Raw genomic sequence first — 19,727 nt, 5'->3', positions numbered from 1 at the left:
CGGTGGATATGGACGACCTGATACAGGAATTTATCGCTGAAACCCGTGAGACGCTGGACGCGCTGGCCAGCGAGCTTGTGCTGTGGGAACAGAACCCGCACGACACAGCCCTGCTCGACAACATCTTTCGCTTTGTCCACACCGTCAAAGGCAGCTGCGGCTTCCTCAACCTCCCACGTTTCGAGCGGCTGAGCCACGCCGCCGAAGACGTGCTGGCCCAGGTCCGCGATGGCAAGCGCGAGGCATCTGCCGCGCTGGTCGATGCCGTGCTCGGCATCATCGACCGGATCGGCGAGTTGATCGTGGTGATGGAATCGGGTGAACCGCTTCCCGATGGATCGGATGCCGATCTGATCGCCGCGCTCGACCGCAGGGCAAACACCGCGGGACCTGCTGCGCATGTCGCAACCAACCCTGCCAACGACACCGGCTCTGCCGCACGTCGCCAGGCCGCGATCCGCTCGATCCGTGTACCGCTCGACCTGATCGATCATCTGATGAACGGTGTGTCGGACATGGTGCTGGCGCGCAACGAGGTGGCGCGCTGCCTGCGCGACGACCAAAACGGCCCGGTTCTCGAAAACGCCTTCGACCGTCTCTCGTCATGCATTGCCGATATGCGCGATGCCATCGGCCAGACCCGGATGCAGCGGATCGAGCGTATCTTCTCCCCCCTGCCCCGGCTGGTGCGCGATCTGTGCGCCGACTTGGGCAAACAGGTCGATCTGCGCACCTCGGGAAGCGATGTCGAACTTGATCGCGAGATGATCGAGATGATCCGCGATCCGTTGACCCATATCATCCGCAATGCGATCGACCATGGTCTTGAATCGCCCGTCGCGCGCAGCCTGGCCGGAAAGCCATCCGCCGGACGGTTGAGCATTTCCGCGCGCCAATCGGGCAACCAGATCCTGATCGAAATCGCCGATGATGGCCGCGGCATCGATGTCGACAAGCTCGTGGCGCGCGCACAGGCTGCCAAGGTCCGCACCGCATCCGAGATCCACGCGCTATCCGAACGCGCCCGGCTCGAACTGATCTTCGCGCCCGGCCTGTCGACCGCGGACCAGGTCACCGCGATTTCAGGCCGTGGCGTTGGCATGGATGTCGTCCGGTCGAACATCGAACGGATCGGCGGATCGATCGATCTGGAAAACCACCCCGGCAAGGGGCTTCGCGTCATCCTCCGGGTGCCGCTGACGCTGACGATCATCCCGTGCCTGACGGTGCGCGCCGGCGGCCAGGAATTTGCCATGCCGCGCTCGGCAATCCGCGAGATCCTGTTCGACAACAACGATCAGGTGCGCATCCAGCAGGTTGGCGGCCGCGACCTTGCCTATATCCGCGGCGAGTGCCTGCCGCATGTCGCGCTCGAAACGCTGCTGGGGCTCGAACCCACGGCGGAGCCTGCGGCGCGTCACCGCACGATCATCACCGTCAACGCCTCGTCCGAGCTGCGCTATGCGCTCGCGGTCGAGGCGGTGATCGATCATGAAGAGCTGGTCGTTCGCCCGGGCGCACCGGTGATCATGGCCGATGGCCTTTATGCCGGCACCACGCTGCCCGACAACGGACGCCCGATGCTGCTGCTCGATCCTTTGGGCCTTGCCAACCGCGCGCAACTCAACGAATTCGCCCGCGTCGAAGAAGCAATGCAGGGCGACGGGCCGGACGCTGCCGAAATCGATGGCGGATCTGCGCTGATGTTCCGCGAGGCCGCAGGCATGTTGCGGCTGATAACGCTGACCGCGGTCGAGCGGGTCGAGGATGTCGAAGCTGTACGGCTGGCGCTCGCTGGCGGTCAGGTCAGGCTGAGCATCGATGGCGAGAGCCGCCCGGTGTTCGGGCTCGACCAGCTTCCGCAATCGGGCCACGCCAAGCTGCTGCACCTGAGCGATGGCACACGCCATGTGCTGTATGCCGTCGACGACGTGATCGACATCGTCCGGCTTCCCGCCAAGGTCGAACCGGCGAGCCAACCCGGGCTAGTCGGAGGAATCGCGCTGCTGGACGACGAACAGATCGAGGTGATCGATCCGCACTGGGTGTTCAGCCACATGATCGGCCCTGCGCCGTCCGCAGAGCGCCCTGCCTGTTGCCTGATCGGCACCGACGATCCGTGGACCCGCAACATCCTGGCGCCTCTTGTATCGGCTGCAGGCTACCGTCCGGTGTTCGCCGGAACCCATGGCGGCCAGGATATCGATGCGGCGATCAGCATCATCGTCGGCGACGCCGCCGATACGCCTCCCAGCCTACGCGGCGAGATCATCCGTCTGCGCGATACGCTTTCGAGCGGCGGCCAGGATGCCGACACCATCTATCGCTATGACCGGGCCGCCCTGCTGGGCCGCCTCATCAACGGGCGCACGGGAGCCAGCGGCACATGAAAGAGCTTTACCTGATCGCCGTCATCGCCGGCGAGAAAGTCGCCATCCCTGCTGAACAGATCGACAGTGTGGTCAAAGTCCGCGAATCGGTGCCCGTGCCATCGGCCGCACCCTTCATCGCGGGGCTGTTTGCCCTGCGCAGCCGGGTGCTGACGCTGATCGACTGCCAGTTCTTCGTCAGCGGCGAGCCTGCCGAACTGACCCCGGGCCAGCCTGCGATCGTCGTCAACATCGGCGGATGCCATTATGGCCTGCTGGTCGATGCGGTCATCGATGTGGTGCAGACCGGTATCGTCCCCACTCCGTTGCCTGGGCAACTGCCGGCTGGATGGAGCGACATCGGCCGTGCGCTGCTCGATATCGACGGTGCGACCTACCTGCTGATCGACCCCGATTACATGGTCAATCCGGCGCTGCGCCGCGCCGCTTGATCGCGGTGTTTTGCGGTGAACCGATCCCGCGATCCAAGGCTATTAACACCCTGATTACCAATCACGCCTAATATTGAACCGTGGCAAGCTTGCCGCGAGGAGGGCGCATTTATGAAAACCTGTCTGGTAGTCGATGATAGCAAGGTCATCCGGAAAGTCGCACGGCACATTCTGGAAACTCTCGACTTCAACGTGTCCGAAGCTGCCGATGGCAGCGAGGCGCTGGACCAGTGCAGTCGCGCGATGCCCGATGTGGTTCTGCTCGACTGGAACATGCCGGTGATGAGCGGCATGGAGTTTCTGTGCGCGCTGCGCACCGTCGAAGGCGGCAGCAAGCCGAAGGTCGTGTTCTGCACCACCGAAAACGGTCGCGGGCACATTCAGGCAGCGATCGAGGCGGGGGCCGACGAATATGTGATGAAGCCCTTCGACCGCGAGACGCTGCACAGCAAGCTCCAGATCGTCGGCTGCGCCTGAGAGCGCGCGGGAGAACAACGACAGATGAGCGGCCTTGAGCCAGTGGCGGCTGCGCGGCGCGCTTCGCCCGGCGTGCTCGATGGAGGGCAGGTCAGCCGGGTGCTGATCGTCGACGACAGCCTGGTGATGCGCTCGATCATCCAGCGGATCGTCGAGCAGGCACCGGGCTTTTCGGTGTGCGCCAGCCTGCCATCAGCCCAGGCCGCGCTCGACTTTCTCGGCGTCAACGCCGCAGATATTATCCTGCTTGATATCGAGATGCCGCGCCGCTCGGGGCTCGATGCGCTTCCTGATCTGATCGCGGCGAGCAACAAGGCGCGCATCCTCGTGCTGTCCTCGTACTGCCACGAAGGTGCGCCCACCACCTTGAAGGCCCTGGCGCTGGGGGCAAGCGACACCTTGTCCAAGCCCGACCGGCAATGCTATCCGCAGAGCTTCACCGATGCGTTGCACCACAAACTGCGTGTGCTGGGCGATGCCGCGCGGTTTTCGCGCCAGGCGATGCCGCCAATGCTCGCCCGCCCGGTCCTTACCCACAGCACGCTGGAATGCATCGCGATCGGATCGTCGACCGGCGGGATCAGCGCGATCCACGAGCTTCTGGGCCACCTCGATCCGCTGATCGATGCGCCGATCCTGATCACCCAGCATCTGCCAACCGACTTTGTTCCCTTCCTCGTCCGCCATATCGGCGATCTGGGGCTGCGTCCGGTGCATCTGGCCAAGGACGGTGCGGTGCTGCAGCGCGGGCACATCTATTGTGCACCGGGCGATGCGCATCTGGGGCTGCAGCGCAGCGGTGATGTCACCCGCATCGAACTGATCGGCGACTGGCCGGGTACCGTCTACAAACCCTCGGTCGATCCGATGCTCACCGCTGTCGCCCGCTGCTTCGGAGCTTCGGGCGCGGGCGTGATGCTCAGCGGCATGGGCTCCGATGGCCTGGCGGGCGCGCAGTTGCTCGCCGAAGAAGGCGCACCGATCTATGTTCAGGATCCGCAGACCAGCACCGTGTGGGGCATGCCCGGAGCGGTTGCCCGCGCAGGCCTGGCCAGCGTCATCCTTCCCCCGGCCGGCATCGCCCGGTTCATTGCCGATTGCTGGCTGGAGCCTATATGATTCATTCCCAACCCGCCGCCAGCGCCACGCGCATTCTTGCTGGATTGCTTGAAGCCCGCACCGGGCAGCAGATCGCGCCCAGCCGCTATTGGCGTATCCAGACCGCGCTTGCACCGATTCTGAAGACGCAAGGGATCCCTGATCTCGATGCACTGGTCGCAGTGCTCTCCGATCCCGAAAACGAGAAGCTGCTCCAGGAATCGCTTGATGCGATGCTCAACAACGAGAGCTTCTTTTTCCGCGATACCGCGATGTTCGCCGGGTTGCGCGCCGAGGCGTTTCCCGTGCTTCGTGAACGGCGCGCGCAGCGCAAGGCGCTTCGCGTCTGGTGCGCGGGCAGTTCGACCGGCCAGGAAGCCTATTCTGTGGCGATGCTGTTCGATTCCGAGCGCGACAAGTGGCTCGACTGGAAGATCGAGATCGTCGGCACGGATATCTCACCATCGGTCATCGCGCGCGCCAAAACCGGGCGCTACAGCCAGTTCGAGATCCAGCGCGGACTGTCGGTCGATTTCATGCTGCGCTATTTTGCGCAGGTCGGCGAGGATTGGGTTGTCGATCCCCGGCTGCAGGCGATGGTCCATTTTCAGGAAGACAATCTGCTCAAGCCGCGCGCTGATCTGGGCCAGTTCGACATCATCCTGTGCCGCAACGTGCTGATGTATTTTGCCCCCGAAACCCGCCACATCGCGTACTCCAAGCTCGAGCGATCGCTCGCCAATGACGGGATGCTGATGCTGGGCGCAGCCGAAACTGTGATGGGACATACCGATCTGTTTTCGGCCACGCGCGAAATGCGCGGGCTGTATTGCAAGGCGGTCGCCGGACGCACCGGCCAGTCGATCATCCCGCCGCCGTTGCTCTGACTTTTTGCCGCTATCCCTTCGCAAACGCAGCATAAAGGCTGTTCTGGCGAGGCAATTGCCCTATGCCACCGCGCATGACGCACGAATCGCCCGCGCCTGATCTGCCCGAACGGGGCTTTGGCCGTCTCGACTGGGCGGTCGCGATCGCGATGATGCTGCTGTGGGGGTTCAACATCATTGCGATGAAGTCTGCGGTCGATGCCGCTGGCGCGCTCCCCGGCGCGTTCTTGCGCCAGGCGATCGTCGCGGTGGTCTGCCTGCCTTTCCTGCGCATCGTGCCGGGCCGGATGCGGCTGATCGGGGTGCTGGGCGTGCTCAGCGGTGGATTGTTCTATGTTGCGGTAGGGCTGTCACTCAAGGTCAGCACCAATGTCAGCGCGCTGGCGATCGCAGGGCAACTGGGCGTGCCCTTCTCGCTGATCCTTGCCGTGATCTTCCTCAAGGAAAAGATCGGGATTCCGCGTCTGATCGGGATCGTGCTGGCGTTGTTCGGTGTCGTGCTGCTGGTGTTCGATCCCAAGGTGGCAGGCGAAATGCCCGCCATCGCGATTTCAGCCTGCGGATCGCTGATCTGGGCGATTGCGACGCTGATCCAGCGCAATCTGAGCGGTATCGGCGTGCTCAACATCAGCGGCTGGCTGGGGCTGATCGGATCGCTGGTGATCCTGCCCTTCGCGGTATTGCTCGAGCCCAACGGCATGGCGCTGCTGCCATACCTGTCGATGGAAACCTATGCCTGGACCGCTTATGCCGCGATCGGATCGAGCATCGGCGGCCACGGCGCGATGGTGTGGCTGCTGCAGCGGCACAGCGTCTCGACGGTCAGTCCGCTGACCATCCCCACCCCGGTGATCTCGGTTGCCTTTGCCACCTGGTGGTTCGGTACGCCGCTCACCCCGATGATGATCGCAGGTGGATTGATCGCGCTGCTTGGCGTCTCTATCGTGGCGATCCGCAACGCGCAAAGATCGCGGATGCTGGCCGAGGCACGGCTGCTGAAGGAAGGGACCAGATCTTGAGGCAAGGAACTGGATCTTGATCGACACGCCGTCACCGAACTTTGACGAACGTTCGCTGCCCATCAACATGCTGGTGCTGCACTATACCGGCATGCAGGATGCGCCATCGGCGATCGACTGGCTCGCCAATCCGGAATCGAAGGTCTCGGCGCATTATGTCGTCACCGAGGACGGCCAGATCATCCGCATGGTCGATGAAGCCGACCGCGCCTGGCATGCCGGCCGCGCGCACTGGCGCGGTATCACCGACGTCAACAGCGCCAGCATCGGCATCGAGATCGTCAATCCCGGGCACGAATTCGGCTATCGCCCCTTCCCCGAGGAACAGATGTCGGCGCTGATCCCGCTGGTGGCGGACATCGTCGATCGCCACGGCATTCCGCGCGCCAACGTCGTGGGACACAGCGATGTCGCCCCTGCGCGCAAGCAGGACCCCGGCGAACTGTTCGACTGGCAGCGGCTGGCGCGGGTGCGGCTGGCATTGCCGATCCCGCAGGGACGCCTGATCGATCCGTACTGGAGCGATGGCGCGTTTCTGCTCGCACTCGAGCGCTTCGGCTATGACATCGGCGACGGGCGCGCGGCGACGACAGCCTTCCAGCGGCGCTGGCGCCCGGGCACCATCGACGGCCAGATCGACGGCGAATGCCGCGCGCTGCTGTTCTCGCTGCTGCTCGACCGCGACGCGGGGCGTTACCGCTGATTGCGTTCGGTGCGGTTCACCGCTAGGGCACCGCTTGCCAGAGGGTCGGGCAGCCGCGGGTCAGCAATGACGCGAGGAAAGTCCGGGCTCCACGAAACAAGGATGCCGGGTAACGCCCGGCGGGGGCGACCCCAGGGACAGTGCAACAGAAAGCAGGTTGCCAAAGGCTTCGGCCAGGTAACATTGAAAGGGTGCGGTAAGAGCGCACCGCGCGGCCAGCAATGGTTCGCGGCACGGTAAACCCCATCCGGAGCAAGACCGAATAGGGGCGGACATGGTGATACGGTTTCTGCTTGCAGAGGCGCGTCCCAGGGGTGTTTCGGCCCCGAGCCGCCCGGGTTGGTTGCTTGAGCGGTGCAGCAATGCCCCGCCTAGAGGAATGGCTGCCCATGACCGGCAACGGTCAGGACAGAACCCGGCTTACAGACCCTCTGGCAATTTTATCTTGGGAAATCTGCGATCGTCGGCATCGCTTAGAGCGAGGCGAGTACCATGTGCGACGGCACGAAACGCTCGCCCGCAGCAGGCGACTGCTCGATCTGGTCCAGCGTGCACTCGGCAAAATCCTGCGCTGCGTCATCACCGGCATACGCCTGCGAACCGAGCGCAAATGTCGCCATCATGGCGATGGAGAGCATGGCGGAGAACATCAACTGGCGGCTCATGCGGTACATCCCAAAACACGTCTTTATTTGCAATCTATGTTGCAGCTGCGAGATAGTTAGCCGCACAATGCTTTCAAGACCCTTAGCGTTCGACCAACGACATTTGCCGTCGATGAAGCGAGCGCAGATGCGTCATCTGTACGGACAAAGTGCTCTACTGAGCTGCACCACCAACGCTCAAAGCCCGGCCAGGAATATCTTGGTCTCCTTCCAAGCGGCTTCCCTCGCCTTGAGCGTCCCTGCTTCGCTGCCGCCGAAGTGGACAGAGAATGTCCCTTGCGTGAAACTCACAACGCCGGGCCCCGGTCCCATCAGCAAATGGCTTGCGTCGTCATATTGCAGGTTCCGCACCGATGGACCGAAACCTGCCGACACGAGGCGCGCCGAGATCTGATCGGCCATCTGCGAGGCTGGCCAGATTCGATCACTGCGACTTGAAACCAGCAAGATTGCGGCTTTGGACTGTTCGACGGGGATCGCGGACGTGCGCGCGCGCACTTCATCATTCAGGCCATCGCGGAACTGATGCAAAGGATCGCTGACCGGAATATCCACGAACGGCACAGGTAAGCCTGCCTCGGTCCAGGCCGCAATTTTTCCCGTTCTGTCACCCACGGCTGGCCATACAAGCGACGAGGGCGAAAACGCGACGATTGCGTCAACATCCGCGCGTCGACTGCCAATCAGAAGCGCAAGCTCTGCTCCACGCGACTCACCCATGACGGCGATTGTCCGGTTCGCACCGAACCGGCGCCTGATCCACTCGAGCGCACCGTAGCTATATTCGAGGGGGATGGTTTCGAGCCGTTCGGGCACGCCATCAATCTTGGCAGAAAATCCACTGAAGTACGCAAGAGCCAGGACGGGATGCCCTGAACGCGCCAGATCGAGCGCCGCCCTTGGTGATGGATAGCCCCCATCCGAACCGCCGAGCATCAGGACCACCGCGCCGTTTGTGTCATCGGCCGACGGCAGATAAAGCCGAGCGGCGATCCCTGCCCGATCGACCGTGATTTCCTCGATCAGAGGCGCGTCCTTGGCGTACGCTGGCGCGTCTAAAAACCAGGCTGCAAAAAGCAACATGACCATCGGGCGTATGCGCACAATCAGCCTCCTCAAAGTTCGAGCAGACAAGTCCATCCGCACGCAAGGCTGAACCGGCTTTCGACCAGTCTACAGCTGTAGTCGATAAGCGTCGGCATTCGTTATCCGGCCGGGGAAAGCGGCGGTCGGATCGCGCTCGCCGATCGCTTGCGATTTCCTCGTCCCGATCAGTGGTCCGGCACGCTCGATCCACAGCAGGGGCTAGCCCTGCACCCGCATCATAGCTAAATGCCACCCGATGGCAGGTAAACGATCTTCCGATTGGGGTTTCCCACGCTGGCGGGGCTATGGGTCGTCGCGTGATGCGCAGACGGTGCGGATGTGTGACCGGCACAATTGCGGCGAGGCGGGCAACTGCCCTGCGCCCAAATCTCCCAACAGCCCCGACCGCTGGTATTTCTGTGAGAAGCACGCGGCCGAATACAATCAGGGCTGGGACTATTTCGCAGGGCTCGACAAGGAAGAGGCCGCCGCGCGCGCGGCGGAAGAGCAGCGCGATTCTTCGGGCTATCGCGAATCGGCGTTCCATGGCTGGACCGGATCGGGCGATGGATCGCGCAGCCGCGACGAGATGCGCGCGCTCGATGTGCTCGAATGCGATGCCCATGTCGAGTTTGATGAGATCAAAAAAGCCTATCGCCGCCTCGCCAAGGCCAACCATCCCGATACCAACCAGAACGACAAGGACGCCGCTTTGCGGTTCCAGGCGATCCAGGCGGCCTATGCCGTGCTGCGGACCGCCGAGGAAAGAAAGACCTGGAAGGGCGTGTAATCGCGCCTTCCCGCCCCTATCTCACCACCCATGAAAACCGAAATCAGCGCCAACTGGTCGCACGCCATCCTGGTATGCAAGAAATGCCAAAAGCGCGCCAAGGCCAGCTTCGGCCCAGAAGGCACCCCATCGCTCTCCAAGGCGCTCAAGCGACGCTTGCCCGGCGGCAAGGGCCGCAAGGCGCGATTGGGGGTGCTTGAGGTCCCCTGCGTCGACATCTGCCCGAAAAAAGGCGTGGTGCTGATCGATACCCGCCATCCCGACAGCTGGCGGATCGTGCGCGAGGACGCCGATATCGACCGGCTGGCCGAGGAACTCGCCACCTGAACGTCCAAGCACGAAAAAGGCCCCTTCCGTTCCCGGAAGAGGCCCTTTCGTGTGGGTTGGGGGTTACAGCTTAGCGGCAGCTGACCCGGCTGCGATCGATGGCGCGGCCAGCGGCTGCGCCGCCCAGGCCACCGACGACGGCGCCCAGCGTCTTGTCACCGCGACCGGCGACCTGATCGCCGATCAACGCGCCGACACCTGCGCCAACCAGAAGCCCGGTGGTGCCGTTGCTGCGCTGGCAGCGATAACGGCCATCGTTTCCGCGCCAGTAGCGGCCTTCATAGCGCGCATTCCGGCGGGCGTCGCGACGACCCTGATTGTAGGCGCGGCGCTCGTCACGACGCTGGAAATCAGCCGCTTCCTGAGTGTGGAAGCTCGTCGGGAACGCCAGCGTGGTGGCGGGTGCGGGCGCCGGGCTCAGAAAGGCGGCTGCGCTGGCGAGAGCAAGGTTCAACATGATGTCATCTCCACTGAATGCTCCGGGCGGTTCGTCCCGGCTCAATCCTAACAACATTCATCCCCGCTGCCGGTTTCATGAACAGAATACAACATAGGTGAATCCGGCTTTTCTTTGGCCGAACCGAGCCTTGTACACGACGAACCGTTTTAGAGCTTGCAACCTTGCACTGTCTTATCCATATAAGACACATGCTGAACATACTCTCTATCCTCATTGGAATCTTCGCCCTTCTGCTCGCCATTCCCGCGTTCCTGCCGCTGCTTGGCGCGCTTAACTGGCTGATCGTACCGATTGCGCTGCTGGGCGTGTTGCTGGGCTTTCTGTCGAGCAGCAACACCGGACGCAACCTGTGCCTGATTGTGCTTGTGATCTGCATTATCCGGCTATCGCTGGGCGGCGGCATCTTCTAATCCGCCGCGATGAGCGGTGACAGCGAGCGACTAAAAGGCCTTCCCGAAGCGGTTGGTGCCTATACCATCTGGGGCTTCATGCCGCTGTTCTTCAAACAGCTGCAGGGTGTGTCCCCGGTGGAGATCGTCGCACATCGCGTGATGTGGTCGGTAGTGCTGATCGTCGCGATCCTGTGGATGCGCAGCCGACTTGGCGAATTCCGCGCCGCGCTAGCCGACAGCCGCACCCGCCGGTTCATGGTGATGAGCACAACGTTCATCGCAGTGAACTGGCTGGTCTATATCTGGGCGATCACCAACAACCAGATCCTCGCCGGAAGCCTCGGCTATTACATAAACCCGCTGATCAACGTTGCGCTGGGCGTATTGTTCTTCAAGGAACGCATGAACCGCATCCAGATCATCGCGATCACCTTGGCCGCGTGCGGCGTGATGGTCCTGGCGAGCGAATCGCTGGCATCTATCTGGATCAGCCTGGCACTTGGTATCAGCTTCGGGCTGTACGGCATGGTCCGCAAGATGGCCCCAGTGGGCTCGCTTCCGGGCCTGGCCTGCGAAACGACGCTGCTGCTGCCCTTTGCGTTGGCCTATGCCTTGTGGGCGGCATATTATGACCCGACGCCGGGGTTCGGCTATTCTACCTATACCGATATCTTTTTGATCGCAGGCGGCGCGATCACCACCATCCCGCTGCTGCTGTTTGCCAGCGCCGCGCGCAAGATGCCGCTGTCGACGCTGGGCTTCATTCAGTTCATCGGCCCGACGATCCAGTTCATGCTGGGCGTTTTCGTCTATGACGAGCCGTTCACCCGCGCGCATGCGATCTGCTTCGGACTGATCTGGACTGCGGTGGCGATGTTCTGCTTCGACAGCATCAAACGATCGCGCGCCCCGCGGGTAGCGGCGGCTTAGTTCGTCCCAACGAACCTTAACGTTTTCCGGCGAAGGCCGGAATCCAGAGGCGATTTTGTACTTCAGCCGCTCTGGATTCCGGCTTTCGCCGGAAAACGAAGAACGGAATATCAATCCGCCGCGACGAGGCCCTTTTCCTGCATCATCGCCTGAAGCTCACCGGCCTCGAACATTTCCATCATGATGTCCGACCCGCCGACGAACTCGCCCTTGACGTAAAGCTGGGGGATGGTCGGCCAGTCGGAGAATTCCTTGATGCCCTGGCGGACTTCCATGTCCTGCAGCACATCGACGCTCTCGTAGTCGACACCAAGGTGATCGAGGATCGCGATCGCCTTGCTCGAAAAGCCGCACTGCGGAAAAAGCGGCGTTCCCTTCATGAACAGCAGGACGTCGTTGGACTGGACGATTTCGGCGATGCGGGCGTGTGCGGCTTCGGTCATGGGTTCAGCTCCGTGATAATGACTGTCATGAAAATTAGCTGGGGAGTGCGGTGGTCAGTTGCAAGGCATGCAGCTCACCCCCCATGCGCCCACCCAGCGCCGCATAGACCGCGCGCTGACGAGCGACGCGGCTCATCAAGCGGAAGCTTTCGGCGACCACGTGCGCAGCATAATGGTCGCCATCGCCCGCCAGATCGGTAATCGACACCTCGGCGTCGGGAATCCCGGCCTTGATCAACGCCTCGATATCGGCGGCAGCCATCGGCATGGCTCAATTCGCCTCTTCGATATACTGGCGGCGCGCTTCGGCCATCTTGGCCTCGAGCGCGCTGCGAACCCCCAACTCGTCGATCTCGATACCGGCCGAGACCAGATCACCCAGCAGCTTGCGGATCACGTCCTCATCGCCGGCTTCCTCGAAGTCGGCCTGCACGACCGACTTGGCATAGGAATCGGTTTCGGCAGCGGTCAGGCCCATCTGCTCTGCCGCCCAATTGCCCAGCAACCGGTTGCGCCGCGCGGTGATGCGGAACAACAGGTCTTCGTCCGCTGCAAACTTGGCTTCGAACGCGCGTTCGCGGTCATTGAAAGTGGTCATGTCGGCCCCTTATGGTCATGCAGGTTTGCCTAGCGCATACGCACAGCGCGCGTCAGCGGCAAGCGTCAACCGCATGACCGGGGCGCATATGCGTTACATCGTGACGACAAGTTTGCCGATTGCCTCACGGTTTTCAAGCCGTGCGATTGCCTCGTGCGCGGTTGCGAAGCTGAAGGTTTCAGAAATGCGGGGAGAAATCTTGCCGGCCGCCCACAGATCGAACAGTTCGGCGATGTTGGCGGCGTTGCGCTTGGGTTCGCGGGCAGCAAATGCACCCCAGAACACCCCGCATACATCGCAACTCTTGAGCAAGGTGAGGTTGAGCGGCAGCTTGGCGATCCCGGCGGGGAAGCCCACGACCAGGAAGCGCCCTTCCCAGGCCATCGCGCGCACCGCAGGTTCGCTGTAATCACCGCCGACCGCGTCATAGACGATGTCCGCGCCATTGGGGCCGACCGCATCCTTGAACGCATTGGCCAGCGCCTTGGACTGGTCCTTGTCGAAAGGCTGACGGTCATAGACCACGACCTCGTCCGCGCCCGATGCGCGTGCAGCCTCTGCCTTGGCTTCGCTCGAAACACCCGCGACGACGCGTGCGCCATAGGCCTTGCCAAGTTCGACTGCAGCCAGGCCGACACCGCCGGCTGCACCCAGGACCAGCAGCGTATCGCCCGGCTTGATATGGCCGCGATCCTTGAGCGCGTGGATCGAGGTGCCATAGGTCATCAGCAACGACGCCCCCTGCTCGAAGCTGAACTGCTCAGGCAGCTTGTACGAGCCTGCCGCAGGCACGACCTTCTTTTCGACCAGCCCGCCAAAGCCGGTACCCGCGATCACGCGGTCCCCCACCGACCAGCCGGTGACGCCCTCGCCCACCGCCTCGACGGTGCCCGCGATCTCGCTGCCAGGTGCGAACGGGCGCTGGGGCTTGAGCTGATACATATCCTTGATGATCAGCGCGTCGGGGAAGTTGATCGAGCAGGCCTTGACCGCGACCAGCAATTCGCCCGGCCCCGCGACTGGCGCATCGATCTCGGTCATTTCAAGCGTTTCGGGTCCACCGGCAGCAATCGACAATAGGGCTTTCATATGTGGCTCTCTCCGTTTGTTGTTGTTTGATTTCGTTTTCCGGCGAAAGCCGGAATCCAGGGCGATGACAGTGCAACCCGGCCCCTGGGCTCCGGCTTTCGCCGGAGAACGGGGAAGCCGGGACTGGCGTGGTTAAGCTGCGACCGGCACCATCCAGGGACGCTCGACGCCGACCTTGGCCTCATACGCGCTGATCGCATCGGCCTTGCCCAAGGTCAGCCCGATCTCGTCGAGACCCTGCATAAGGCAGGTCTTGCGGAACGGGTCGATCTCGAAGCTGAACCGGTCCTGGAACGGCGTGGTCACGGTCTGGCTTTCCAGATCGATGTGGATGGTGTCGGTCTTGGCGACCTCCATCAGCCGGTCGACCGCGTCCTGCGGCAACACCACCGTCAGGATCCCGTTCTTGAACGCGTTGCTCGAGAAGATGTCCGAAAAGCTGGGTGCGATCACCGCAGTGATGCCCAGATCTATCAGCGCCCAGGCGGCGTGCTCACGGCTTGATCCGCAGCCGAAATTGTCGCCTGCGATCAGGATCGGCGCGCGCGCATAATCGGGATCATCGAACACGTTGTCCGGCTCTGCGCGGATCGATTCGAATGCGCCTGCGCCCAGCCCTTCGCGGCTGATCGTCTTGAGCCACTGCGAGGGGATAATGATGTCGGTATCGACGTTCTTGCGGCCGAAGGGGATGGCCTTGCCCTCGACGCGATCAATCGGTTGCATGGGGTCCCTCGGTCGCTTCGGCGCCGGGTTCTTCCGGCTTGGCGGGGGCACCGGTCTTGGGCTTGTTGAACTGCTTGCCGACATACAGCAACGCGGCTGCCAGCGCAGCGGAACCTACCGCCGCGCCCGCCATGGCGCTGTTCGACCAGCCGTCTTTCTTGTCCTTGCTCACTGTATTTACTCCGCCGCCTGGGGAAATGCGGGCAGCTTGCCCACATCTGCCGGCTCATGTTGAATGATCACCGTTGCCTTGAGATTGTCTGCCAGTTTCTTGAACCGGTCAAGCGATGCCAGAGTTTCGGCGCGGTTGACGTTGAACGTCGGCACCCCGTTCGATGCATAGTTTTCGCTGAAGTGCGCGAGATCTCCGGTCAGCAGCACCGGACCTGTATCCTTCAGCCGGACCAGCAATCCGCTGTGCCCCGGGGTGTGCCCGGGCAGCCGCAGCATGGTCACCGTGCCATCGCCGAACACGTCCTTGTCGGTCGTCGCCTGCTCGACCTTGCCGCCGCCCGATATCCAGTGTGTGAAAGGCTTGGGATCAGCCCCATAAGAACCAGGGTCGGTGGTGAGCACGGTCCAGTCACCCTTGCCCACGATCAACGTCGCTCCGGGAAATTCGGCAAGCTGTCCGCTATGATCGAAGTGATAATGGCTGAGGCCCACATGCGTGATCTGCGCCGGATCAATCTTGAGCTGGGCCAATTGCTCCTTGATCGTCAATGTGACCGTGGCATCCATCGCCTGCTTGGGATCGAGCGGCTTGCCCTTGATGGCCGACGGAAGGCCCGTATCCCACAACAGGTAATCGCTGCCGTGGCGGATAAGATAGCAGCTGCTCACCAGCTGTTTGGACTGGCCGGTATACGCCTGTGTATCCGAAAACGCGTTGAGATCGTTCGCCGCAACGGTCCCGCAATCGAGCCGCCAGAGTTGGACGTCGGTGTTCTGTGCCATGGCGGGTGCCGTTGTAGCGAGAGCCACGGTCGCAGCAGCGAGTATCTTGCGAAACTTCATTCTATCGCTCCTTCAAAAAGCAACACACCAGCCTCCTGCGCAGCGGCAGCAAGCTTCTTGTCCAAGGTGGCAAGCGGCACCGACCTGCGCCCGGCGAGCTCAAGATACAGCGCGTCATAAATCGTCAACTGATAGTGCCTCGCCAGCGGCAACAGGCGCGTCATCGTCGCGGTCCGCGCAGTATCATCGACATCGATCATCAAGTCAGACAGACGCGAAACGAAAGGCCCCACATCTCAAGGCTCCATTCTGTTTTTTCGTTCACCCACCAGCATTCCGTTCGCCACCTCGATGTACCAATGCGGAGGGACAAGCAGACGCAGACTGTTGGATGCCTCGAATGCCGCCAACGCAAGCTCTGAGCGCTCGTCCTTGAAATACCATGAAAGCGCGATGGATGCGTCGACGACGAAGGCGCTCAATACCGCCGACCTTCTTCGATCAGCTGCTTCACGGTCATGCCAGGGCCCAATGTCGGCCCGTGCAGCTCGCGCCATTTCAGGAACTCCTGACCGCGTCTCCGCCGCTCCTCTACCGTCATCGCGGGGCCGGGAGCAACCAGGCGAGCCACCACGCGTCCGTGGCGCAGGATCGTTATTTCCTCACCCGCTTCTGCACGGTCGAGCAATTCCGAAAAGCGAGCCTTCGCTGCGGACGCTGCAAACTCGGTTACGCGCCCATCCATAGAGACCTCCTGGAGTTTTGACCAAAATACTCTCGAATTCAGGTCAAATCAACGTCCGCACATCGCTCAGCCGACCCGTCACCGCAGCAGCGGCGGCCATGGCGGGGCTGACCAGATGCGTGCGCGCTCCCGGCCCCTGACGGCCGACGAAGTTGCGGTTCGAGGTCGAGGCGCAGCGCTCGCCCGATGGCACCTTGTCGGGGTTCATCCCGAGGCACGCAGAACAACCAGGTTCGCGCCATTCGAACCCGGCATCGATGAAGATGCGGTCGAGCCCCTCGGCTTCGGCTTGACGCTTGACGAGGCCCGACCCCGGTACGACCAAGGCCGACTTGATGCCAGGCGCGTTGTGCCGCCCTTTGAGGATCGCGGCGGCTGCACGCAGATCCTCGATCCGGCTGTTGGTGCAGCTGCCGATGAAGATGTGTTCGACCGCAACCTCATTGAGCGGCATGCCTGCGGTCAGCCCCATATAGGCGAGCGACTTTTCCGCCGCCGCGCGCTTGGATGCATCGGCGAAGCTCTGGGGGTCGGGAACGTTGCCGGTGATCGGCACGACATCCTCGGGACTGGTGCCCCAGGTCACCGAGGGTGCGACATCGGCGGCTTTGATCACCACGCTCTTGTCGAACACCGCGCCGTCATCGGTCTTGAGCGTGCGCCAATAGGCGACTGCCGCGTCCCAGTCCGCGCCCTTGGGGGCCATCGGACGGCCCTTGAGATACGCGAAGGTCGCATCATCCGGCGCGATCAGACCGGCGCGCGCGCCTGCCTCGATCGACATGTTGGCGACCGTCAGTCGGCCTTCGATCGACATCTGATCGAAAACCTCGCCGCGATATTCGATGACATGACCGGTACCGCCGGCAGCGCCGATCTGGCCGATGATGTGCAGGATCAGGTCCTTGGGGCTGACGCTTGGGGGCAGATCGCCCTCGACGCGGATTTCCATCGATTTCGAGCGCTTGAGCTGCAGCGTCTGCGTCGCCAGCACGTGCTCGACCTCGGAAGTGCCGATGCCGAACGCCAGCGCGCCCAAGGCACCGTGCGCGGCGGTGTGGCTGTCGCCGCACACCATCGTGCACCCGGGCAGCGTGAAGCCCTGCTCGGGCCCGATGACATGGACGATTCCCTGCCGCGGGTCGGTCGCATCGATATAGGGCACGCCGAACGCGGGCGCGTTGCGCTCGAGCGCGTCGAGCTGCGCGCGGCTCTCCGGATCGGCGATCGGGATACGGTTGCCCTGCGCATCGATACGCGGCGTGGTCGGCACGTTATGATCGGGCACCGCGAGCGTCAGGTCGGGGCGGCGCACCTTGCGCCCGGCCATGCGCAAACCCTCGAACGCCTGCGGGCTGGTGACTTCGTGAACGAGATGCCGGTCGATGAAGATGATCGCAGTGCCATCATCCCGCTGGTCAACCACATGGGCGTTCCAGATTTTTTCATACAGCGTCTGTGCCTGAGCCATTGCGCAAAAACCCCTTGTTCACCGGCTATTGTGGACGCGGCTTGGCAGAAGCCCGGGCCCAAATCCAGCGCGGATTTGGTTGCCTGTGCAACCAGGACAATATGCCCTCTTCAAACCGGCGGTGATTGCGCCTATTCTTGAGGGCATGCAGGCTCTTATCAATCTTGGCATCGTGATTGCCACCACCGCGTTCATGGAATTTGTCGCCTGGTGGAGCCATAAATACGTGATGCACGGCTGGGGCTGGGACTGGCACCGCGACCATCACGAACCGCACGACAATGTGCTCGAGAAGAACGACCTATACGCGATCGTCGGCTCGGCGATCTCGATCAGCCTGTTCATCATCGGAGCCTGGGTTTGGGAGCCCGCGACATGGATGGGCATCGGGGTGATGATCTACGGCGCGATCTACACGCTGATCCACGATGGCCTTGTTCACCAGCGCTATTTCCGCTGGGTGCCCAAAAGCGGTTACGCCAAGCGCATTGTCCAGGCGCACAAGCTGCACCATGCGACGATCGGCAAGGAAGGCGGAGTCAGCTTCGGCTTCGTGATCGCGGAGGACCCGGTCAAGCTGAAGCAGGAACTCAAGCGCCAGCGCGAGGCGGGGATCGCCGTGGTGCGGGAGTCGGCGGGGGCGTATTGAGGCTGCTTCCTAAAGCCCTTCCCCTGGATGGGGGAGGGTTGGGTGGGGGTGATCTCTCCGGATTGACCTTGCGGAGCGACACCGCACCGCATCCACCCAGCCGCACCGTCACCCTCATCGCTGCGACTAAGGCAGCAAGCTGCCAAGTCTCGCTGCCTCTCCCATCAAGGGAGAGGCGTTAAAAGCAAGCTACGCCATCAGAGGCGGGCCTAGTTCACAGCATCCCCGTATCCGTCGGCAGGCCCAGCGCTATACGCCCGACCAGCTCGTACACGCTGCTTGCCGTCGCAATGTGCTGCGTTGCGACATGCGCGTCGCGGAAGCGGCGCTGGAGCGAACTGGTCATGTAGACCGCGCTGCCGCCGCCGATGGTGAACGCGGTCTTTGCGACATCGGCTGCAGTCTCGGTGGCGTAGGTTGCCGCCAGCCGCAGCCTGGCGCGTTCTTCGGGTGATAGCTCGCCGCGCGTCGTCGCGCCCTCCCAGCACTCGGCGATGCTTTCGCGAAAGAAGGCCTCTGCAGACGCCAGCTTGGCCTCGGCGCGCATCAGGTCGGTCTGCACCACGGCGCGTTCGGCCATGGTGCGCTGGCCGCCCTGGGGCTTCTTGGCGCGGGCGAGCGCCTTGATCTCGTCCATCGCGCCCGCCGCGTTGCCCAAAGCCACCGAGGCAACACCCATCGCCAGCAGCCCAAACACCGGAAACTGGTACAGGGGCCCCTGCTCTACCGGCGTGTCCGCGATCAACGAAACGCTGCGCGCCTTGGGCACCAGCACGTCCTTGACCGCAATGTCGCCCGAGCCGGTGCCCTTCATCCCCATGACATGCCAGGTATCGAGCAGCTCGACCTCGCTGGCCGGGAAGATCATCATCCGATGGTAGGGCGCGCCGTTATCGAACCGCTGAAGCTCGCCGTCCTTGAACACCATCGCGCCGCCGCACAGCCAGTCGCAATTGGCACTGCCCGATCCCCACTGCCAGCGGCCGGTGACCTTGTAGTGATCGCCCATGTCATCGGCGCGGCCCATCGGCGCGAACACCCCCCCGGTGATCGAGTGCGGGTCGGCGTAGACTTCCGCCGCGACATCGGGCGGCAGATACGCCGCGTTGATCGCGGTGGTCGCGCCGATCATCGCGCACCAGCCGGTGCTCGCCTCGGCGCGCGCGATCGCGTGGAGCACGCTGACCAGATCGAGCGGTGCCATCTCGAGCCCGGCCAGACTCTTGGGACGCACCATGTTGAATACGCCGGCGCGGGCGAGGCTTTGCGCGATATCAGCAGGCAACCGCCGCGCCTCCTCGATCTCGTCGGCGCGCGCGGCGATCCCGGGCAGCTGCAACGCGACCGCATGGCCCAGGGGTTCGATGCTCTCGAGTGGTTTCATGTAAAGTCCC

Annotated in this window: 27 protein-coding genes and 1 other RNA gene; 13 read left to right on the top strand and 15 right to left on the bottom strand. The window is 62.9% G+C overall.

Features of this window, described 5'->3' with window-relative positions; translation table 11 throughout:
• The first annotated feature begins 8 nt into the window (after positions 1 to 8).
• The 8 genes from IEW00_RS05020 to rnpB all read left to right on the top strand — a co-directional run bounded on the left by IEW00_RS05020 (position 9) and on the right by rnpB (position 7,444).
• Positions 9 to 2,390, top strand: a complete 2,382-nt coding sequence (locus IEW00_RS05020) for a chemotaxis protein CheA (protein WP_188513298.1) — start codon at positions 9 to 11, stop codon at positions 2,388 to 2,390.
• Entirely contained in the window at positions 2,387 to 2,821 is a 435-nt protein-coding gene (locus IEW00_RS05015; RefSeq protein WP_188513297.1) for a chemotaxis protein CheW, read from the top strand. The genes IEW00_RS05020 and IEW00_RS05015 overlap by 4 nt, the downstream gene beginning before the upstream one ends.
• A gap of 111 nt (positions 2,822 to 2,932) precedes the next feature.
• Positions 2,933 to 3,298, top strand: a complete 366-nt coding sequence (locus IEW00_RS05010; RefSeq protein ID WP_188513296.1) for a response regulator — start codon at positions 2,933 to 2,935, stop codon at positions 3,296 to 3,298.
• 24 nt (positions 3,299 to 3,322) lie between these two features.
• On the top strand, positions 3,323 to 4,417 hold the full coding sequence (locus IEW00_RS05005; RefSeq protein WP_188513295.1) for a chemotaxis protein CheB: 1,095 nt from the start codon (positions 3,323 to 3,325) through the stop codon (positions 4,415 to 4,417).
• Entirely contained in the window at positions 4,414 to 5,283 is an 870-nt protein-coding gene (locus tag IEW00_RS05000; protein ID WP_188513294.1) for a CheR family methyltransferase, read from the top strand. The genes IEW00_RS05005 and IEW00_RS05000 overlap by 4 nt, the downstream gene beginning before the upstream one ends.
• Before the next feature lie 74 nt (positions 5,284 to 5,357).
• Entirely contained in the window at positions 5,358 to 6,302 is a 945-nt protein-coding gene (locus IEW00_RS04995) for a DMT family transporter (protein WP_188513293.1), read from the top strand.
• Positions 6,303 to 6,369: 67 nt separating this feature from the next.
• The gene (locus tag IEW00_RS04990) at positions 6,370 to 7,005 is read left to right on the top strand and encodes an N-acetylmuramoyl-L-alanine amidase (protein WP_229736891.1); all 636 of its coding nucleotides are present in this window, start codon (positions 6,370 to 6,372) and stop codon (positions 7,003 to 7,005) included.
• A gap of 37 nt (positions 7,006 to 7,042) precedes the next feature.
• Positions 7,043 to 7,444: RNase P RNA component class A (rnpB, locus tag IEW00_RS04985), an RNA gene on the top strand.
• 34 nt (positions 7,445 to 7,478) lie between these two features.
• Here rnpB and IEW00_RS04980 read toward each other — a convergent pair.
• Positions 7,479 to 7,670: a hypothetical protein gene (locus IEW00_RS04980; RefSeq protein ID WP_188513291.1), complete on the bottom strand. Its 192-nt coding sequence runs from the start codon at positions 7,668 to 7,670 to the stop codon at positions 7,479 to 7,481.
• A gap of 177 nt (positions 7,671 to 7,847) precedes the next feature.
• Positions 7,848 to 8,810, bottom strand: a complete 963-nt coding sequence (locus IEW00_RS04975; RefSeq protein ID WP_188513290.1) for an acyl-CoA thioester hydrolase/BAAT C-terminal domain-containing protein — start codon at positions 8,808 to 8,810, stop codon at positions 7,848 to 7,850.
• A 202-nt stretch (positions 8,811 to 9,012) separates the two neighbouring features.
• Between IEW00_RS04975 and IEW00_RS04970 the strand changes: the two genes are divergently transcribed.
• Together IEW00_RS04970 and IEW00_RS04965 are read left to right on the top strand one after the other, a co-directional pair.
• Positions 9,013 to 9,546, top strand: a complete 534-nt coding sequence (locus tag IEW00_RS04970) for a J domain-containing protein (protein WP_188513289.1) — start codon at positions 9,013 to 9,015, stop codon at positions 9,544 to 9,546.
• 30 nt (positions 9,547 to 9,576) lie between these two features.
• Complete coding sequence (locus IEW00_RS04965; protein ID WP_188513288.1) at positions 9,577 to 9,873, top strand: (2Fe-2S) ferredoxin domain-containing protein; 297 nt, start codon at positions 9,577 to 9,579, stop codon at positions 9,871 to 9,873.
• Between the two features lie 70 nt (positions 9,874 to 9,943).
• Here IEW00_RS04965 and IEW00_RS04960 read toward each other — a convergent pair whose 3' ends face one another.
• On the bottom strand, positions 9,944 to 10,330 hold the full coding sequence (locus IEW00_RS04960; RefSeq protein WP_188513287.1) for a glycine zipper 2TM domain-containing protein: 387 nt from the start codon (positions 10,328 to 10,330) through the stop codon (positions 9,944 to 9,946).
• A gap of 191 nt (positions 10,331 to 10,521) precedes the next feature.
• On the opposite strand from IEW00_RS04960, the gene IEW00_RS04955 reads away from it, so the two are divergent.
• Positions 10,522 to 10,743 carry a hypothetical protein gene (locus tag IEW00_RS04955; protein ID WP_188513286.1) on the top strand — a complete coding sequence of 74 codons (222 nt, stop codon included), beginning with the start codon at positions 10,522 to 10,524 and terminating at the stop codon, positions 10,741 to 10,743.
• Between the two features lie 9 nt (positions 10,744 to 10,752).
• Complete coding sequence (gene rarD / locus IEW00_RS04950) at positions 10,753 to 11,655, top strand: EamA family transporter RarD (RefSeq protein ID WP_188513285.1); 903 nt, start codon at positions 10,753 to 10,755, stop codon at positions 11,653 to 11,655.
• Positions 11,656 to 11,765: 110 nt separating this feature from the next.
• On the opposite strand, the gene grxD is transcribed toward rarD, so the two are convergent.
• The 11 genes from grxD to leuC form a co-directional block, all read right to left on the bottom strand.
• Entirely contained in the window at positions 11,766 to 12,098 is a 333-nt protein-coding gene (gene grxD / locus IEW00_RS04945) for a Grx4 family monothiol glutaredoxin (RefSeq protein ID WP_188513284.1), read from the bottom strand.
• A 34-nt stretch (positions 12,099 to 12,132) separates the two neighbouring features.
• Positions 12,133 to 12,366 carry a BolA/IbaG family iron-sulfur metabolism protein gene (locus IEW00_RS04940; RefSeq protein ID WP_188513283.1) on the bottom strand — a complete coding sequence of 78 codons (234 nt, stop codon included), beginning with the start codon at positions 12,364 to 12,366 and terminating at the stop codon, positions 12,133 to 12,135.
• Between the two features lie 3 nt (positions 12,367 to 12,369).
• Positions 12,370 to 12,696 carry a DUF1476 domain-containing protein gene (locus IEW00_RS04935; RefSeq protein ID WP_188513282.1) on the bottom strand — a complete coding sequence of 109 codons (327 nt, stop codon included), beginning with the start codon at positions 12,694 to 12,696 and terminating at the stop codon, positions 12,370 to 12,372.
• 93 nt (positions 12,697 to 12,789) lie between these two features.
• On the bottom strand, positions 12,790 to 13,785 hold the full coding sequence (locus IEW00_RS04930; RefSeq protein WP_188513281.1) for an NADPH:quinone oxidoreductase family protein: 996 nt from the start codon (positions 13,783 to 13,785) through the stop codon (positions 12,790 to 12,792).
• 132 nt (positions 13,786 to 13,917) lie between these two features.
• Complete coding sequence (gene leuD, locus IEW00_RS04925; RefSeq protein WP_188513280.1) at positions 13,918 to 14,511, bottom strand: 3-isopropylmalate dehydratase small subunit; 594 nt, start codon at positions 14,509 to 14,511, stop codon at positions 13,918 to 13,920.
• Positions 14,498 to 14,683: a hypothetical protein gene (locus IEW00_RS04920; RefSeq protein ID WP_188513902.1), complete on the bottom strand. Its 186-nt coding sequence runs from the start codon at positions 14,681 to 14,683 to the stop codon at positions 14,498 to 14,500. The genes leuD and IEW00_RS04920 overlap by 14 nt, the downstream gene beginning before the upstream one ends.
• Positions 14,684 to 14,688: 5 nt before the next feature.
• Positions 14,689 to 15,528, bottom strand: a complete 840-nt coding sequence (locus IEW00_RS04915; protein ID WP_188513279.1) for an N-acyl homoserine lactonase family protein — start codon at positions 15,526 to 15,528, stop codon at positions 14,689 to 14,691.
• Positions 15,525 to 15,761 carry a type II toxin-antitoxin system VapC family toxin gene (locus IEW00_RS04910; protein WP_188513278.1) on the bottom strand — a complete coding sequence of 79 codons (237 nt, stop codon included), beginning with the start codon at positions 15,759 to 15,761 and terminating at the stop codon, positions 15,525 to 15,527. The genes IEW00_RS04915 and IEW00_RS04910 overlap by 4 nt, the downstream gene beginning before the upstream one ends.
• Positions 15,762 to 15,764: 3 nt before the next feature.
• Positions 15,765 to 15,950, bottom strand: coding sequence for a type II toxin-antitoxin system VapC family toxin (locus IEW00_RS04905; RefSeq protein ID WP_188513277.1), 186 nt, complete (start codon positions 15,948 to 15,950; stop codon positions 15,765 to 15,767).
• Entirely contained in the window at positions 15,947 to 16,213 is a 267-nt protein-coding gene (locus IEW00_RS04900) for a type II toxin-antitoxin system Phd/YefM family antitoxin (protein WP_188513276.1), read from the bottom strand. The genes IEW00_RS04905 and IEW00_RS04900 overlap by 4 nt, the downstream gene beginning before the upstream one ends.
• A 43-nt stretch (positions 16,214 to 16,256) precedes the next feature.
• Positions 16,257 to 17,684: a 3-isopropylmalate dehydratase large subunit gene (leuC, locus tag IEW00_RS04895; RefSeq protein WP_188513275.1), complete on the bottom strand. Its 1,428-nt coding sequence runs from the start codon at positions 17,682 to 17,684 to the stop codon at positions 16,257 to 16,259.
• Between the two features lie 145 nt (positions 17,685 to 17,829).
• On the opposite strand from leuC, the gene IEW00_RS04890 reads away from it, so the two are divergent.
• On the top strand, positions 17,830 to 18,333 hold the full coding sequence (locus IEW00_RS04890; protein ID WP_188513274.1) for a sterol desaturase family protein: 504 nt from the start codon (positions 17,830 to 17,832) through the stop codon (positions 18,331 to 18,333).
• Between the two features lie 214 nt (positions 18,334 to 18,547).
• Here IEW00_RS04890 and IEW00_RS04885 read toward each other — a convergent pair whose 3' ends face one another.
• Entirely contained in the window at positions 18,548 to 19,717 is a 1,170-nt protein-coding gene (locus tag IEW00_RS04885; protein ID WP_188513273.1) for an acyl-CoA dehydrogenase family protein, read from the bottom strand.
• Between the last annotated feature and the right edge of the window lie 10 nt (positions 19,718 to 19,727).

This window comes from Blastomonas aquatica, assembly GCF_014639875.1.
Classification (GTDB): Bacteria; Pseudomonadota; Alphaproteobacteria; order Sphingomonadales; family Sphingomonadaceae; genus Blastomonas; species Blastomonas aquatica.
This window is presented reverse-complemented; position numbering and strand designations above follow the sequence as displayed.